Annotated in this window: 20 protein-coding genes; 19 read left to right on the plus strand and 1 reads right to left on the minus strand. The window is 48.0% G+C overall.

Going from position 1 to position 17,000, the window contains the following annotated elements:
• Positions 1-117: 117 nt before the first annotated feature.
• From KNQ18_RS16775 to rsmI, 9 genes are read left to right on the plus strand one after another with little or no spacing between them, the layout of a single operon-like run.
• The gene (locus KNQ18_RS16775) at positions 118-1,536 is read left to right on the plus strand and encodes an aminotransferase class I/II-fold pyridoxal phosphate-dependent enzyme (RefSeq protein ID WP_215085676.1); all 1,419 of its coding nucleotides are present in this window, start codon (positions 118-120) and stop codon (positions 1,534-1,536) included.
• On the plus strand, positions 1,533-2,171 hold the full coding sequence (gene tmk, locus KNQ18_RS16780; protein WP_214725618.1) for a dTMP kinase: 639 nt from the start codon (positions 1,533-1,535) through the stop codon (positions 2,169-2,171). Before KNQ18_RS16775 ends, tmk begins: the two co-directional genes overlap by 4 nt.
• Complete coding sequence (locus KNQ18_RS16785; RefSeq protein ID WP_023466519.1) at positions 2,168-2,497, plus strand: cyclic-di-AMP receptor; 330 nt, start codon at positions 2,168-2,170, stop codon at positions 2,495-2,497. The genes tmk and KNQ18_RS16785 overlap by 4 nt, the downstream gene beginning before the upstream one ends.
• The gene (locus KNQ18_RS16790; protein ID WP_050677360.1) at positions 2,497-3,489 is read left to right on the plus strand and encodes a DNA polymerase; all 993 of its coding nucleotides are present in this window, start codon (positions 2,497-2,499) and stop codon (positions 3,487-3,489) included. The genes KNQ18_RS16785 and KNQ18_RS16790 overlap by 1 nt, the downstream gene beginning before the upstream one ends.
• Before the next feature lie 6 nt (positions 3,490-3,495).
• Positions 3,496-4,326, plus strand: a complete 831-nt coding sequence (locus tag KNQ18_RS16795) for a PSP1 domain-containing protein (RefSeq protein WP_029343044.1) — start codon at positions 3,496-3,498, stop codon at positions 4,324-4,326.
• Between the two features lie 8 nt (positions 4,327-4,334).
• Positions 4,335-4,685: a DNA replication initiation control protein YabA gene (yabA, locus tag KNQ18_RS16800; RefSeq protein WP_119182633.1), complete on the plus strand. Its 351-nt coding sequence runs from the start codon at positions 4,335-4,337 to the stop codon at positions 4,683-4,685.
• Between the two features lie 51 nt (positions 4,686-4,736).
• Positions 4,737-5,474 (plus strand): tRNA1(Val) (adenine(37)-N6)-methyltransferase, encoded by a 738-nt coding sequence (locus tag KNQ18_RS16805; protein WP_195866261.1) that lies wholly within the window; start codon positions 4,737-4,739, stop codon positions 5,472-5,474.
• On the plus strand, positions 5,467-5,721 hold the full coding sequence (locus KNQ18_RS16810; protein WP_023466528.1) for a GIY-YIG nuclease family protein: 255 nt from the start codon (positions 5,467-5,469) through the stop codon (positions 5,719-5,721). The genes KNQ18_RS16805 and KNQ18_RS16810 overlap by 8 nt, the downstream gene beginning before the upstream one ends.
• Positions 5,718-6,575, plus strand: coding sequence for a 16S rRNA (cytidine(1402)-2'-O)-methyltransferase (rsmI, locus tag KNQ18_RS16815; RefSeq protein ID WP_215085678.1), 858 nt, complete (start codon positions 5,718-5,720; stop codon positions 6,573-6,575). Before KNQ18_RS16810 ends, rsmI begins: the two co-directional genes overlap by 4 nt.
• Before the next feature lie 35 nt (positions 6,576-6,610).
• On the opposite strand, the gene KNQ18_RS16820 is transcribed toward rsmI, so the two are convergent.
• Positions 6,611-6,907 carry a transition state genes transcriptional regulator AbrB gene (locus KNQ18_RS16820; protein WP_023466531.1) on the minus strand — a complete coding sequence of 99 codons (297 nt, stop codon included), beginning with the start codon at positions 6,905-6,907 and terminating at the stop codon, positions 6,611-6,613.
• 324 nt (positions 6,908-7,231) lie between these two features.
• Between KNQ18_RS16820 and metG the strand changes: the two genes are divergently transcribed.
• From metG to glmU, 10 genes are all read left to right on the plus strand, one after another.
• The gene (gene metG, locus KNQ18_RS16825) at positions 7,232-9,211 is read left to right on the plus strand and encodes a methionine--tRNA ligase (protein ID WP_256375370.1); all 1,980 of its coding nucleotides are present in this window, start codon (positions 7,232-7,234) and stop codon (positions 9,209-9,211) included.
• Between the two features lie 59 nt (positions 9,212-9,270).
• A complete protein-coding gene (locus KNQ18_RS16830) occupies positions 9,271-10,038 on the plus strand; it encodes a TatD family hydrolase (protein WP_023466535.1) in 768 nt (255 codons plus the stop codon).
• On the plus strand, positions 10,035-11,306 hold the full coding sequence (locus KNQ18_RS17455; RefSeq protein WP_149426593.1) for a 3D domain-containing protein: 1,272 nt from the start codon (positions 10,035-10,037) through the stop codon (positions 11,304-11,306). Before KNQ18_RS16830 ends, KNQ18_RS17455 begins: the two co-directional genes overlap by 4 nt.
• A gap of 66 nt (positions 11,307-11,372) precedes the next feature.
• A complete protein-coding gene (gene rnmV / locus KNQ18_RS16840; RefSeq protein WP_023466539.1) occupies positions 11,373-11,930 on the plus strand; it encodes a ribonuclease M5 in 558 nt (185 codons plus the stop codon).
• Complete coding sequence (rsmA, locus tag KNQ18_RS16845; RefSeq protein WP_023466540.1) at positions 11,927-12,805, plus strand: 16S rRNA (adenine(1518)-N(6)/adenine(1519)-N(6))-dimethyltransferase RsmA; 879 nt, start codon at positions 11,927-11,929, stop codon at positions 12,803-12,805. The genes rnmV and rsmA overlap by 4 nt, the downstream gene beginning before the upstream one ends.
• An 84-nt stretch (positions 12,806-12,889) precedes the next feature.
• Positions 12,890-13,129, plus strand: coding sequence for a Veg family protein (locus tag KNQ18_RS16850; protein WP_012368950.1), 240 nt, complete (start codon positions 12,890-12,892; stop codon positions 13,127-13,129).
• 95 nt (positions 13,130-13,224) lie between these two features.
• Positions 13,225-14,085, plus strand: coding sequence for a 4-(cytidine 5'-diphospho)-2-C-methyl-D-erythritol kinase (gene ispE, locus KNQ18_RS16855; RefSeq protein WP_023466542.1), 861 nt, complete (start codon positions 13,225-13,227; stop codon positions 14,083-14,085).
• Positions 14,086-14,154: 69 nt separating this feature from the next.
• Positions 14,155-14,994, plus strand: coding sequence for a pur operon repressor (purR, locus tag KNQ18_RS16860; RefSeq protein ID WP_023466544.1), 840 nt, complete (start codon positions 14,155-14,157; stop codon positions 14,992-14,994).
• 158 nt (positions 14,995-15,152) lie between these two features.
• Entirely contained in the window at positions 15,153-15,464 is a 312-nt protein-coding gene (gene spoVG / locus KNQ18_RS16865; protein WP_064301046.1) for a septation regulator SpoVG, read from the plus strand.
• A gap of 167 nt (positions 15,465-15,631) precedes the next feature.
• Positions 15,632-16,981 carry a bifunctional UDP-N-acetylglucosamine diphosphorylase/glucosamine-1-phosphate N-acetyltransferase GlmU gene (gene glmU, locus KNQ18_RS16870; protein WP_047392689.1) on the plus strand — a complete coding sequence of 450 codons (1,350 nt, stop codon included), beginning with the start codon at positions 15,632-15,634 and terminating at the stop codon, positions 16,979-16,981.
• Positions 16,982-17,000: the final 19 nt, after the last annotated feature.

The raw sequence follows: 17,000 nt of genomic DNA on the forward strand, positions 1-17,000 counted from the left end.
CGAAAGTAGTTGGGGGCTTCCCCCTGTGAGGATAGGACGTTGCCAGGCACTTGACCGATCTGCAGATTGCAGGTCGGTCTTTTTGTGTAATCATTTTAGAGGAAAAGGAGTTTTTTCATGAAACACGAACTTCCTATTGTACATGCACTTCAACGCCATTTAGATCGAACGCCCATCTCATGGCATGTTCCTGGTCATAAGAATGGAACATTGACACCTCTTCCTGACTTCTTTAAATGGGACGTCACAGAATTACCTGGTCTAGATGATTTTCATCATCCGGAAGAGGCCATTGCAGACGCGATAGCTTTGCTGCAAAAAGTCTACGGTGCAAAAGCGAGTCATTTCCTTGTGAATGGTTCGACCGTTGGGAACTGGGCGATGCTTGCCGCTACAGCAACAAGAGGAGAGCGTGTTTATGTACAGCGTAATTCCCATAAATCGGTGTTCAATGCGTTAGAATGGCTGGGGATCGAACCGATCTTTCTTGAACCAGACATCCATGAGGAAACGGGAATCAGTGGACATGTTTCACGTGAAACATTAAAGGAAGCGTTTACGAAATACCCAGGAGGAGTCGGCGTGTTTATCACTTCACCGACCTATTACGGGGAAGCAGCTGATATCACGTCACTCGTTCAGCTCACAGCGTCGCACGGGCTCTCTTTATTAGTGGATGAAGCACATGGCGCACACTTCGGTGAAGCATTTGGTGTACGCTCTGCATTTGAATTAGGAGCAACTGCTGTTGTCCAGTCTGCCCATAAAACACTTCCAGCACTGACGATGGGAGCATGGATGCATGAGCGATTTTCAGAAAAGATGAGAAGGAAATTACAGCGAGCACTTCAAGCGTTTCAGACTTCGAGTCCTTCATATTTACTGCTAGCTTCATTAGACTACGCCCGTTCCTATCGTGAACAATGGACAGTTAAGGGTATGTCAGAGGTTCAAGCTAGTCATAATGCATTCATCGAAGCACTTCAACGGTTCGATCATATGACGGTTCTGCGATTCGATGATTGGTCACGGATGACATTAACGTATGAGGGATATTCAGGAGATGCGTTGCTGCACGCGTTACGAGCTGTTCAACTCGATGCAGAATTTGCTTTAGGAGATCACGTCGTCTGTATTTTGCCACTTCGTCCGCTCACAAAGTCTGAGCAGAATGACTGGGTCCACCGTGTCGAACGAGCCATTCAAATGATGAAATCAGAAGGAATTCCTTTGAAAAGGTATATCGAGCAACCAATTATGGGTAAAATACAGGTATCTGCTTTAGCTTGTTCTTATGAACAGTTAGAACAAGCAACAGGTACGTTCCGTCAGCTGGATGAGTGTATCGGTCATGTTTCACTCGAAACGATTATTCCGTACCCGCCAGGCATTCCGTTGATTGTCAGAGGCGAACGCATTACGGCGGAACAGGTACTACGTTTACGACATTATCAAACCGTAGCCGTTCATTTGCAAGGGGGCGAACAATTGCAACGAGGAGCGTTACGCGTCATAGAGGAAGGGTTTGAAGGATGAAAGGTACGTTCATTACTGTCGAAGGACCAGATGGTGCCGGTAAAACGACACAACTACAATTGCTTAGTGATGTGTTAAAAGAAAAAGGCTATAACGTCATGACGACCCGTGAGCCAGGTGGCACACGCGTTGGGAACGAAATTCGTTCGTTGATTTTGAATCCTGATTTTGAAGAGATGAAAGAGATGACAGAAATTCTGTTGTATGCAGCGTCTCGTGCCCAGCATGTCGAGGAATTGATTCGACCGGCGTTAGAGGCAGGCACAATTGTTTTATGTGACCGATTCGTTGATGCGTCACTTGCGTATCAAGGGTATGGTCTTGGACATCCGATTGATCTCGTGCGTCAAATCAATGATTCTGCAACAGGTGGGTTAGCGCCAGACCGAACGTATTTATTTGATTTAACGGTAACGGATTCTAAAAAACGAATGATGGACCGGGGAGCACTTGATCGAATCGAGCAACGAGATGATGCGTTTCGTGCCCGCGTCTATGATGGTTTTCAGCAGATTGCGGCGTCGGATCCGGAACGGGTGCAGATCGTACAAGCCAATCGATCGATTGAAGCGATTCATCAGGACTTAGTGGAAGATGTCATTACGTATTTAGAAGAAAAGGAGAGATTCTCATGAAAATGGTCATTACGATCGTTCAAGATAAAGATAGCTTACGTTTGGCGGAAGCACTTGTCGAGCATGATTTCCGAGCAACGAAACTAGCAACGACAGGTGGTTTTCTTAAAGAAGGGAACACGACGTTCATGATTGGTGTACAGAGTGAGCGTCTCGATGATTTGTTGCGATTGATCAAAAAGAACTGTTCAAGCCGCGAACAGATGGTTTCTCCAATCTCACCAATGGGTGGTCATGCCGATTCTTATATCCCGTACCCTGTTGAAGTCCAGGTAGGCGGGGCGACGGTCTTCGTCTTACCAATCGAAGGGTTTCATCAATTCTGATGCAGACGTTTCATGAATTGGAACAGACACAATCGGTCATTTCGACGATTCTTCAAAATTCGTTACGAAACGATCGAATCAATCACGCTTATATCTTCACCGGAGACTATGAGCCGCTTCTACTTGAAGCGGCTCACTTGTTCGCGAAAAGCCTTTTTTGTGAGGCCCCGGTTGATGTAGAGCCATGTGGTGTCTGTCGTAGCTGTCGGCGAATGGAAAGTGGCAATTTGGTCGATTATTATGAAATCGAACCAGATGGCGCGACCATCAAAAAAGAACAGATTCAACAATTGATGCATGATCTCTCACTCCGAGGACTCGAAGGCGATCGTCAGATTTATGTCATTACCCAGTCCCATAAGATGACTCCTCAGGCAGCAAACAGTTTACTGAAGTTCTTTGAGGAACCAGGAGAAGGAAAAGTGGCCTTATTGTTGACGAATCAACCCCAGCTCCTTTTACCGACGATTCGATCGCGGGGACAGTTATTAAGTTTTCGTCCGGCGGATCGTCAAATGATTGGCGAGGTTTTATCTGAAAAAACGGGACGGGACCACGAGTTGACGCAATTGGCAGCGCGTGTCTATCCAAAAGTCGAGGATGCAGAAGAAGCATTACTCGAAGACTGGTTTGTAAATGCGCGAGCGTCAGTGTTACAATTGATGGAGGAATTAGCGAATCGTCCGGCTGATTTACCACTGTTCGTACAAGAGAAATGGATGGGACAATTCAAGAACCGTCAGGATGTCCGAATCGGTCTTGAACTCGTCACCTGTTTCTTTGAGGATGTCTTACGTCTGAAACTGAATCCGGCGTGGGAAGGTATGACCTATACGAATAGTAAACCCCAACTTGAACAGATGGGGTCCAAGAGCCAGACGACGATCACCCGCTGGTTGCAAGCTGTGCTTGCCGCAGTAAGACGGGTCGAAGCGAATGTTAATCCCCAATTAACAGTTGAGCGTCTCATGTTTGACTTACAGAAAGGGTAGAGCGACATGCTAGAAGTAGTAGGCGTTCGCTTTAAAGAAGCGGGCAAAATTTATTATTTTGCACCTGGACAAGAGTCATTATCACGAGGACAAGCAGTCATCGTTGAGACGGTACGGGGCATTGAATATGGCGAAGTGGTCATCGCCGATAAACAAATGGACGAAGAAGATGTGGTGTTGCCACTGAAATCCATTCTTCGGATTGCTGACGATAAGGATGCAATGATCGTCCGCGAAAATAAAGTCGCAGCGCTTGATGCGCATGCGGTATGTGTCGAAAAAATCCGTGAACATAAACTCGATATGAAATTGGTCGATGTCGAGTACACGTTTGATCGCAATAAGGTCATCTTCTACTTCACGGCAGAAGGACGTGTTGATTTCCGTGAGCTCGTCAAAGATTTAGCGGCGGTCTTCCGGACGCGTATCGAACTCCGTCAAATCGGTGTTCGGGATGAAGCGAAGTTACTGGGAGGCATCGGTCCGTGTGGTCGTGTCTTATGTTGTTCATCTTTCCTCGGTGAGTTCGAACCGGTTTCGATCAAGATGGCAAAAGATCAAAACCTGTCGTTGAATCCGACGAAGATTTCAGGAGTATGTGGTCGTTTGATGTGCTGCCTGAAATACGAGAACGATACGTATGAAGAAATGCGCCGTGATTTGCCGGACTACGGAAAACGTTTGACAGTACCTGAAGGCGAAGGACGCGTCGTTGGTTTGAACATCCTCGATCAAGTCGTTCAAATCGAACTGAAGGATCGTTCCCGCGTCTTGACGTATTCAATGGAAGAACTATTATCCGTTGGTGCCGTAAAACCAAAACGACCAAAAGAATAACGGGGTGCATACGCGTGGAGAGAGTCGATAAAAAAGAAATCATTACGCGTGTCGATGCGATTGAGCAACAGATTCATTTGCTGACTGAGCATCTGAGCGTGTTAAAGGATCAGCTGGCTTACATGATGGAAGAGAACCAACATCTGTATCTGGAGAATCATCATCTTCGGGAAAAAGTCGAACGCGATGAACAACAGCCGGTCACGGAAGCGGAAGAAGCGGAAGCGGGCGTCGGTGCGGGCTACGATAATCTCGGACGATTGTACCAGGAAGGGTTCCACATCTGTAACTTGCATTATGGACAAGTAAGAAAAGACGGCGATTGTCTCTTTTGCTTATCCATGTTAACGAAACATTGAGAGGCTGACTTCTACATGAGTCAGTCTTTTTTTCGGAAAGGAAGGCACGACATGTTTGAACTATTACCAGACGAACGACTTGATTATCTCTTAGGACAGGAAGGGAAAATCATTCAAAGTCCATCCGTCTTCTCGTATTCACTCGACGCGGCACTGCTCGCACGATTTGCGTGGGTCCCGATTCAACAAGGACGGATTGCCGATCTCTGTTCAGGAAACGGTGCAATTCCACTCTTTTTATCTTACCGGACGAAAGGGCAGATCACGGGTCTTGAAATCCAGCCGCGACTAGCGGAGATGGCACGACGGAGCGTCACCTTGAATGAACTGAACGACCGGATTGAGATGATTGAAGGGGACGTCAAAGAGGCGGGTACGCGTCTTGGATACGGCATCTATGATGCTGTCACCTGTAATCCCCCTTATTTTTTAGCAAACGAGACATCGAACCAAAACCAAAGTGAACATTATACGATTGCAAGACATGAAGTCCTCTGTACACTCGAAGACTGTATTCGTGGTGCATCTGATTTGTTGAAACAAGGCGGGAAAGCAGCGTTCGTCCATCGACCGGAACGACTGCTTGATATCGTTACCTTGATGCGGGCGTATCGCTTGGAACCGAAACGGATGCAGCTGATTTATCCGAAAGCAGGGAAGGAAGCGAACATGCTGTTGATCGAGGGGATCAAGGATGCAAAACCTGGACTGAAGGTGCTCCCCCCATTCATCGTCTATGAGGCGGACAACTCGTATGCGGCTCAGATGAAGGAACTGTTCGATGTCTGAGCATGCAGTCTATATCGTTCGTTGCCAAGATGATACGTATTATACGGGTTACGCGGTAGACGTCACGCAACGCATCGCGACACATAACGCAGGTAAGGGTGCGAAGTATACACGTGCCCGTCTACCGGTCGTCCTCGTTCATCAGGAAGTTTTTGCGACGAAGTCAGAGGCAATGAAGCGGGAATATGCGATTAAACAATTAACCCGTTCACAAAAAGAACGGTTGATTCAAGGAGGAACCTCATGAAAGCGACGAGTAGCTATCAACAGCAAGGAGCCGGTCTCTATATCGTCCCGACACCAATCGGCAATTTAGAAGACATGACATATCGGGCAGTACGGATCTTACAGGAATCCGATATCGTCGCAGCAGAAGATACCCGGCAGACGATGAAACTGTTTCGGCACTTTTCGATTGAGACGAAGCTTGTCAGTTACCACGAACACAATAAACAAACGAGCGGAGAACGACTCCTCGCTGATTTAGAGGCAGGAAAACAAATCGCTCTCGTCTCCGATGCCGGCATGCCAGGTGTCTCGGACCCGGGAAGTGATTTGATTCGTCAAGTGATTGCAGCAGACATTCCTGTCATCGTTCTTCCGGGTGCAAACGCTGCGTTAACAGCTCTTGTCGCGTCTGGTCTTTCGACAGAACGCTTTTTGTATTACGGCTTTTTGCCACGGAAGAAAAAAGAGCGTCGCGAAGCGTTAGAGCAATTGAAATACGAAACAGGAACGCTCGTCTTTTATGAAGCACCGCATCGTTTGAAAGAGATGTTACAAGGGGTCGAGGAAGTACTTGGTGATCGTCACGTGACGTTAGCTCGGGAACTAACGAAACGGTATGAAGAATACATTCGGGGGAGCGTGAGTGAATTACGCGCTTGGGCAGCAGAAGACGTTCGGGGCGAGTTCGTCGTTCTTGTCGAAGGATCAAACGAAGAACGACCGGATGCTGTCATCCAAGACAGTGATCCGCTCGAGCAAATCCGCCGGTACATCGAAGAAGGCGAAAAGCCGAATGCGGCGTTGAAGCGTGTCGCAAAGGAACGGGGACTGGACCGTCAGGAACTGTACCTCGCGTTTCACGAAGCAGATTAAAAAAAGGAAGCCCCATCAGGAGCTTCCTTTTGTGTTTATTCGTTGCTTGCGTAGTGACGATCGAGGAAATCTTTTAATTCAACGAGAACGCGTTGTGCGCCATCTGGTGAAAGAATCAATTTACCATCAGCCAATTTGAAGTTATCTTCTGAAACTTCTCCTGTGACTTGGCAAGTCATGTTTGGTTTATATTTTTTAAGGATGATCTGTTCGTTATCGACATAGATCTCGAGGGCATCCTTTTCTGCGATTTGAAGTGTACGGCGTAATTCGATTGGAATTACGACACGACCGAGCTCGTCTACTTTACGTACAATACCTGTTGATTTCATTTTGTTGTTCCTCCTTTGATGTCATGGATCTCTTTTTCTTTTGAAAAATCGTCAAAATTCGACATCGTTTCTATAGAATGTAGAATACTAGACTTTCCAAAAGTAGTCAACCAATCTGAATAGCTTGAAATCAAAATGTCATTTATTTCTCAAAAAAACCATATTTGAAACGATTTATTAATGCATTTTCCCTTTTTAAAGGAAATGAAACTATAGAGTGTGTTTTTTTGTAATTTGATGTCTGATGTCAAAAAATGTTTCGATTCGACAAAAAGTGAGTTTCGACATCAGTCCCGTAACAGCGTATAATAGCCTATAATGAAGATGGAAATCAGAGAACGGAGGAATAACATGGCAAAGACATTTTATATCACGACCCCGATTTATTATCCAAGTGCAAAACTACATATCGGTCACGCGTACACGACGGTGGCTGGAGATGCGATGGCACGATACAAACGACTTCAAGGATTCGACGTCCGGTATTTGACAGGTAGCGATGAGCACGGTCAAAAGATCCAGGAAAAAGCAGCAGAAGCAGGGATCTCGGAACAGGCATTCGTCGACGGTGTCGTCGAGCAGATTAAAGTCTTATGGGATCGTCTCGACATCTCGTACGATGATTATATCCGGACGACAGAACCACGTCACAAGAAAGTCGTCGAAAAAGTGTTCGAAACACTTCTTGAATCAGGCGATATCTATTTAGGTGAATACGAAGGTTGGTATTCGATTCCGGATGAGACGTACTATACGGAATCACAACTCGTCGACGGGAAGAGCCCTGACAGTGGACACCCGGTCGAACTCGTACGTGAAGAATGTTACTTCTTCCGGATCAGCAAGTACGCGGACCGTTTACTTGAGTACTTTGAAGCGAATCCGTCATTCATCTTGCCAGAATCACGTAAACACGAAATGATCAATAACTTCATTAAACCAGGTCTTCAAGACTTAGCGGTCTCACGGACGACATTCAACTGGGGTGTACAAGTCCCGTCGAATCCGAAGCACGTCGTCTACGTCTGGATCGATGCGTTGACGAACTATATCTCGTCACTCGGTTATGGTACGGATGATCATGGTAACTTCGATAAGTACTGGCCAGCAGATGTTCATCTCGTCGGAAAAGAAATCGTTCGTTTCCACACGATTATCTGGCCGGCACTCTTGATGGCGCTTGACCTCCCATTACCGAAAAAAGTCTTCGCACATGGTTGGTTATTGATGAAAGACGGAAAAATGTCGAAATCAAAAGGAAACGTCGTCGATCCGATTCCGTTGACGGATCGTTACGGTCTCGATGCCCTTCGTTACTACCTCTTACGGGAAGTGCCATTCGGTTCGGACGGTATGTTCACACCTGAAGCATTCGTTGAGCGGATGAACTACGATTTAGCGAACGACCTCGGGAACTTACTCAACCGGACGATCGCGATGGTCACGAAATACTTTGACGGTGAGATCCCAGCCTATACAGGTAATGTGACACCGTTTGATGCGACACTGTCGGATCTTGCAAAAGAAACGGTCACGAAAGTCGAAGCATCGATGGAACACATGGAATTCTCTGTCGTGCTATCGAACATTTGGCAATTGATCAGCCGTGCCAATAAATACATTGATGAGACACAACCATGGGTGCTTGCAAAAGACGAATCCAAAACGGCGGAACTCGGTTCAGTCATGGTGCATCTCGTCGGTGTCTTACGTCACGTGGCGATCATGTTGCAACCGTTCATGACGCGTTCACCAAAAGAGATCTTCGCGCAACTTGGTCTCTCTGGACAAGCGATGGACTGGGCGGCGCTCGAGAAGTTCGCAGACATCACACCAGGAACAAAAGTTGGAACAGCGACACCGATTTTCCCACGTCTCGACGTCAAAGAAGAAGTCGAAGCAATCGTCGACATGATGCGTCAAGCTTCTGCAGCACGTGTTGAGGAAGAGGAAGTCGAAGAGGCGGATGAAGACGTCCGTCCGGAAACGACGATCGATGTTTTTGACCAAATCGAATTACGTGTCGGTGAAGTCGTGACGGCTGAGAAGATCAAGAAGGCGAAAAAACTATTGAAGCTACAAGTCGATATGGGGAATGAAACACGCCAAATCGTCTCAGGTATCGCTCAGTGGTATGAGCCGGAAGATTTAGTCGGACGCAAAGTCATCGTCGTGGCGAACTTAAAACCGGTCACGTTACGTGGCGAACTCTCACAAGGAATGGTCCTTGCTGCTGAGAAAGCAGGAAAACTTGAACTGGCGACGGTCCCGTCAACGATGGCGAACGGCGCAAGCGTAAAATAAAACCGATGCCTGTGGACTTCATGTCACAGGCATTTTTTTAAAGAAGGAGTCGAACAGCTATGTTAATCGATACACACACTCACTTGAATGCAGACCAATTTGCGGACGACGTCCACGAGACGATCGAGCGGGCACGCGCGAACGGCGTCTCACCGATGATCGTCGTCGGATTTGATCATAAGACGATTGATCGTGCGATGGAACTCGTCGAAGCGTACGATGATCTTTATGCGGTCATCGGGTGGCATCCCGTCGACTCGATCGATTTTGATGAGGAAGCCTATCAAAAGGTTGAACGATTGATGGATCACGAAAAAGTCGTTGCGCTTGGAGAAATTGGGCTCGACTATCACTGGGACACGTCACCGAAAGACGTGCAGCAAGAAGCCTTCCGCAAACAGATCCGGCTCGCGAAGCAGAAGAAGAAGCCGATCGTCATCCATAACCGGGAAGCGACAGAAGATACGTTGCGGATTCTTGAAGAAGAAGATGCAAAAGAAGTCGGGGGAATCTTGCATAGCTATAGCATGAGTGCTGAATTATTACCGCGTTGTCTAGCGATGAACTTCTACATTTCACTCGGAGGTCCCGTTACGTTCAAGAATGCGAAGATGCCGAAACGTGTTGCGCAGGAAGTCCCACTCGATCGTCTACTCGTTGAGACGGATTGTCCGTATCTGACACCGACACCGCACCGCGGAAAACGCAACGAACCGGCTTACGTCCGGTTCGTCGCTGAAGAGATTGCGCAGCTCCGTGGCATGATGTACGCTGACGTCGAAGCAGCGACGACTGAAAATGCAAAACGGGTCTTCCGCTTGCCATGATGCGTTCGTTGACGTTTATTACGATCGGGTGCAGCCTGCTACTTGCGGCTGCACTCGTCTATGGGATGATGGATCATCCACAAACCGTGACTGTCTTGATTGATGGCCAAGAACAGCAAATTGAAACGACAGCTGACTCTGTCTATGGAGCACTCGAAGAAGCTGGTATTACGGCGCGTGACAATGATGTGATTGAACCAGCACTCAGTGCCGACCTGCCGAAAAAACGACTAATCGTCATTCAGCGGGCAAAAGAAATCACGCTGATCATGGGATATGGTGAGTCTCGTCGTGTTCGAACGCAAGCACGCCAAGTGAAGGACTTACTTGCAGAACGTGGTATCAAAAAAGCGGATACGGATGATATTTATCCGTCCTCTGACGCTGTGTTGACGAACGGAATGACAGTTCGGTATCGGGAAGCTTTTCCCGTTGATCTTGTCGTCGGTGGAAAAGCCCGACAACTCTACACATATGAGACGTCAGTTCGGGAATTGTTAGCGCGAGAAGGGATCCGCTTGCAAAAAGAAGACCGGGTCGCTCCGGATCCCGACACCCGCGTGACGGAAGGTACGTTGATTACCGTCAACACGACACGTCGTGCGACGTTGACGCAAGAACAGCTCGTTCCGTTTGAAATTGAAGAAGTCGAGGATCCGACCTTACCGGAAGGCGAGCAACTCGTGACGGCATCTGGTCGTCCAGGTGTCCGAACGAAAAAGTATCAATTGACATTAGCTGACGGTCTTAGCAAAGAGAAGAAACTGATTGATGACCAAGTGACACGGACACCGATCAAACAAGTCGTCAAGGTCGGAACAAAACCAATCGAGACGCCTACTGAAGCACCCGTCTTTAACGAAGAGCAGGCGACGAATCCACTAACGGAAACACCGAAAGCCGATGCGGACCTTGATTTTTCGAGTGCGAAGAGTTTGATGGTCGAAGCGACGGCGTATACGAACGACCCAGCTTCGAACGGCAGTCGTTTGTACAACGGACGTGCCTTGACAGCGACCGGGTATGACGTGACGGATACGATCACTTATCAAGGGATGCCGATCATCGCGGTTGATCCGAAAGTCATTCCGCTTGGAACGAAGGTCTACGTCGAAGGAGTGGGTCTTGCGATCGCCCTCGATACAGGTGGAGCCATCAAAGGAAATAAGATCGATGTCTTGGTCGACGGAGAACAAAAAGCGAAGACGTTCGGTCGAAAACAACTGCAAGTCTGGGTCATTCCTAGTGCAACGGAAGCGGACACGTGACGCTTCCTTGTTTTTTTCGTGGAAACAGGTACAATTACGAGAGTGTTTGAAGAAGGTGGAGAGATCATGCGGAAACGCTTAAAAGAAGTCATCGTCGTCGAAGGACGGGATGATACGACACGATTACAAGAAGTCTTTGATGTCGATACAATTGAAACGAACGGTTCAGCCGTTAATGAACAAACGATGCAACGCATCGAGAAGGCACTGGAACGACGCGGTGTCATCATCTTCACGGACCCTGATTTTCCAGGAGATCGTATCCGTGCCCGAATCAATGAACGCGTACCAGGCTGTAAACACGCCTATCTTCCTCGTGCCCAAGCAAAAGATAAGCGAGGGAAAATTGGTGTGGAGCATGCCTCACCTGCCGCAATCGAAGAGGCGCTCGCTGCTGTCTATGAGACGGAAGAAGCACCGGTTGCCGAAGTGACACGTGAGATGATTCTAGCAGCCGATTTGATTGGTGGACCAGCAGCCTCGATCCGTCGTCGTCGTCTCGGTCAGATTCTTGCGATTGGTGAACCGAATGCAAAACAACTCGTCAAACGCGTCGCATCGATCCGAATCACGCGGGCGGAATGGGAAGCGGCATTGAAACAATTAGAGGAGGAAGAAGTTTGAAAGACATTGCTACATTGCACCGGACGAAAGAAATTTTAGCGAAACATGGCTTTTCGTTTAAAAAATCGTTGGGACAAAACTTTTTAATCGATTTAAACGTATTAGGAAACATCGTCGGGGCAGCTGGATTAACGCCTGAAAGCGGCGTACTCGAGATCGGACCAGGAATCGGCTCATTGACGGAACAATCGGCGAAACAGGCGAAAAAAGTCGTCGCTCTTGAAATCGATCAGCGGTTGCTACCGATTCTTGACGATACACTTTCACCGTATCCTCATACGAAGGTCATTCACGGCGATGCTCTTGAACTTGATCTTTCGACGATCGTCGCAGAAGAGTTCACGCAAGAAGGCATCACTGACATTGCCGTCGTCGCGAACCTCCCGTATTACGTCACGACACCGATCATCATGCGGATTCTCGAAGCGAAAGCACCGTTTCGGACGCTCGTCATGATGATTCAAAAGGAAGTCGCTGAACGAATCGGTGCAAAACCGGGCACGAAAGCATACGGTTCTCTATCGATCGCGATTCAGTATTATGCGGAAGCTGAAGTCTGCTTCACGGTTCCAAAACAAGTCTTCATTCCGGCACCAAATGTCGATTCAGCAGTCATCCGTTTGAACATTCGAAAAGAGCCGGCGGTACAGACACAGGATGAGGCATTATTCTTCGAAATCGTCCGAGCAAGTTTTGCACAACGCCGGAAAACGATTTTGAACAACTTGACGACACACTTCGGGAAGACGGAAAAGGCGGCGGTCGAAGCGGCATTGTTGGAAGCTGGAATCGAACCACGTCGTCGCGGAGAAACGCTCAGCCTGCAGGAATTCGCACAGTTAGCGGATGCACTTTTGCCAATTAAAAAACGTTGACGGATACGATTAGAACAGATATAATATTTCCCCTTTCTAATATTTATTTAATATGCTATAATAAATATTAGTGAGGTGAAGCGTATGCCAAAGACGTTGAACGAAATCAGACATGTTTTCGAAACACATGTTGGTGAAAGACTGACGCTAAAAGCAAGCGGCGGTCGTAAAAAGGTCGTAACCCGAATCGGAACGCTCGTTGAGACGTATCCTTCGGTGTTTGTAGTCAAGCTAGACGCAGAGCGCCACAATGTCGAGCGAGTTTCTTATAGCTACGCCGACGTGCTAACAGACTCCGTACAAATCGAATTTGCGAATTCGTAAACTTACCTTCCGAAGCGGACAAAATGTTCGCTTCTTTTTTTGTGGAAAGGTTGATACAATTCCTACAGGAAACGAACTAGAGGAGGAACGGCACGATGACGATTATTGTAAAGGCTCCGGCCAAGATCAACCTAGTCCTGGATGCGACGGCAAAGCGCCCGGACGGCTATCACGATGTACATATGGTGATGACGACAGTCGATTTGGCAGACCGTCTAGAATTGACGGAGCTGCCGTCAGGAGAAATTCGAATGAATGCCCAGCATGCTTACGTTCCGAACGACGAACGTAATCTTGCGTATAAAGCAGCAGCGATCTTAAAAGAAAAATACGACGTCAAGACAGGGGTCGAAATCTTCTTAGAAAAACACATCCCGGTCGCAGCGGGACTTGCAGGTGGTTCTAGTGACGCAGCAGCGACATTACGTGGTTTGAACGAGTTATGGCAACTTGGCTTGACGCTGGAAGAGTTGGCGGAAGTCGGGGCAGCGGTTGGCTCTGACGTCCCATTTTGTGTCATGGGAGGAACGGCGATTGCAACGGGTCGCGGAGAGAAGCTAGAAAAACTTGTCTCACCACCCCCATGCTGGGTCGTTCTTGCTAAACCGACGATTGGTGTCTCGACGGCTGACGTCTATGGTGCTCTTGACTTGAACACGGCAAAACGTCCGAACGTCGAAGCGATGATCGATGCGGTGAAGGCGCAAGATTTCCAAGGCATTTGCCAGTCACTCGGTAATGTTCTCGAATCGGTCACGTTGCCGATGCACCCGGAAGTCGAGCAGATCAAGGAATTCATGGCGAGTTGTGGCGCAGAAGGCGTCTTGATGAGCGGAAGTGGTCCGACGGTCTTTGCGTTGACGGAACACGAGAATCGGGCACAACGTCTCTATAATGGATTACGCGGCTTTTGTAACGAAGTCTACGTCGTTCGTCTTTTAGGCGAAAACCATTGATAATATCCGTATGAAAATGATATATTCACTATTGAATATTCGGAATTACGGAGAGGTGGAACAAAACAAATGAAAATTCGGAGAAGTGGTCGATTGGTCGACATGACGCGGTACTTGCTTGACCATCCCCATCATCTCGTCTCATTGACGATTTTTGCAGAACGCTATAAATCGGCGAAATCGTCGATCAGTGAGGATTTAGATATCGTCAGCGAGATGTTAGAGCATGAGGGAACGGGTCGTCTCGTCACGGTACCAGGTGCTGCGGGTGGCGTCATGTTCATCCCAACGTGGAGCAGTAAGAAGGCGTTACCGTTCATCGACGATCTATGTGAACGTGTCGCACGTCCAGATCGACTGTTGCCAGGGGGATACCTTTATTTGACGGACTTACTCGGGGATCCGAAGATGGTCAAACAAATGGGGCAAGTGTTTGCATCTGTCTTTAGCCAAAAGAAAGTCGATGTCGTCATGACAATCGCGACGAAAGGGATTCCACTTGCTTATGCGGTCGCTGAGCAACTTGGTGTGCCGTTCGTCATCGTGCGTTCGGATAGTCGCGTGACAGAAGGTTCAACGGTCAGTATCAACTATGTCTCAGGGTCTTCAAAAGCGATTCGGACGATGGCACTTGCGCGTCGGAGTTTACCACGCGGGGCGAACGTCTTATTGATCGATGACTTCATGAAAGCCGGCGGAACGATTCGCGGAATGATGAGTCTCTTGAGCGAGTTCGAAGCAAAGGTCGCAGGTGTGGGTGTCTTGATCGAGGCAGAGGGTGCCGAGAAGAAGATGGTCAACGAATACGTCAGCTTAATGAAATTAGCGGACGTCGACGTCGATCTTGGTCAAATTCAAGTCAAGCGTGGAAACGTCGATCACTATTTCTCGGAAGCAGAGACTACCTGAAATTGACAGCTGCATGGATTGTAACTATACTGTAATTATCAAACTTTTGGAAATTATGCGTAAAAAGATTGGGAAAGACTAAACCTTTGTTTGTTTTAAGCCGTAAGTAGAAGTAGACAACGAAGAGTTGTGACAACGGTTAAAGGGGTGCGGACAAAATGAACGTTACGGACGTTAAAATTCGTCGCGTCGTGGCAGAGGGTCGAATGAAAGCACTTGCCTCTATTACGCTCGACCACGAATTCGTGGTACATGATTTGCGTGTGATCGAAGGGAACAGTGGTCTCTTCGTCGCCATGCCAAGCAAACGAACGCAAGAAGGTATCTTCCGGGATGTCGCTCATCCAATCAATGCATTAATGCGAAAAAAGGTCGAAGATTCAGTACTCGAAGCCTATGCGGCACGTGAGGATCAAGAAGAAGGCCTCGGTTACGAAGTCTCTTCTGCCCAAACGACAGATCAAGCATAAGAAAAAGACAGGTTTTCTCTTCTTGGGAAAACCTGTCTTTTTTCTCGTTTTTTCCTCGATTCCGCTTCGTCCCATCATTGAATAACGATGCCATTTTCGTTATAGTTGGAACGAGTGTACTATTTCAGAACGAAATCAACACTAATTTACGTGGAGGAGCGACAAGGATGAATCATTTCGCGGTAATTCTAGCAGCGGGTAAAGGAACTCGGATGAAATCGAAGCTTTACAAAGTACTTCACCCAGTCGCTGGGAAACCTATGGTACAGCACGTCGTCGATCAATTAGCGACGCTCGGCGTCAAGCGACAGGTCGTCATCGTCGGTCACGGTGCGGAATCCGTCAAAGAAGTGCTTGGCACATCGGTGGAATACGCACTTCAAAGTGAGCAGCTTGGCACAGGTCATGCTGTTCAAATGGCAGAACCCGTACTCGGGAACGAACAGGGAGCAACACTCGTCGTCTGTGGCGATACACCACTCTTGACGAGCGAGACACTGTCTTCATTGTTACAACATCATACGGATACGAACGCAAAAGTGACTGTCTTGACGGCACTCGCTGACGATCCGACAGGTTACGGACGAATCGTGCGTGGCGAAGATGGAAACGTCTCGAAAATCGTCGAGCACAAGGATGCGAATGCAGAAGAGCTTGCACTTCGGGAAATCAATACCGGTACGTATGTATTTGATAACGAGATGTTGTTCGCAACGCTGAAGCAGGTCAAGAACGATAACGCGCAAGGTGAGTATTACTTACCAGACGTGATTGAGATTGCTAAAGCAGCAGGCGAAACGATCGCAGCGTATGCGGCACCTACGTTCGAAGAGACAATCGGTGTCAACGATCGCGTCGCACTTGCGCAAGCGGAAACATCGATGCGTAAGCGGACGAACGAGTACTGGATGCGTCAGGGTGTCACATTCGTTGATCCGTCTTCGACGTATATCGGACCGGACGTCACGATCGGTTCAGATACTGTTCTTTATCCGGGAACGCAATTACTCGGTCGCACGGTCATTGGTTCAGAATGTACGATTGGTCCGAACTCGGATATCCGCAATAGTGAAGTGGCAGATGGTGCCATTGTTCGTCAATCCGTCGTCACGGATAGCAAGATTGGTCCGGCGGCACAAGTCGGTCCATTCGCGCATTTACGTCAGCAAGCGGTTCTCGGTGCGAACACACGCGTCGGAAACTTTGTTGAGATCAAGAAATCAACATTTGGCGAAGGTAGCAAATCAGCACACCTGAGCTATGTCGGAGATGCGACGATCGGAGAGAACGTCAACCTCGGTTGTGGATCAATCACGGTCAACTACGATGGAAAAAATAAATTCCAGACGATCATTGAGGACGATGCTTTCATCGGCTGTAACGTCAACTTGATTGCACCGGTCACGGTCGGCAAGAATGCCCTTGTTGCTGCCGGATCAACCGTCACGGATGATGTGCCGGAAAACGGTCTCGCGATCGCACGGGAACGTCAAACGACGAAACCCGATTATCGTTAATTCATTAATTGTCGCTCTA

The organism is Exiguobacterium sp. s78 (assembly GCF_018618985.1).
In the GTDB taxonomy this organism is placed as follows: domain Bacteria; phylum Bacillota; class Bacilli; order Exiguobacteriales; family Exiguobacteriaceae; genus Exiguobacterium_A; species Exiguobacterium_A abrahamii.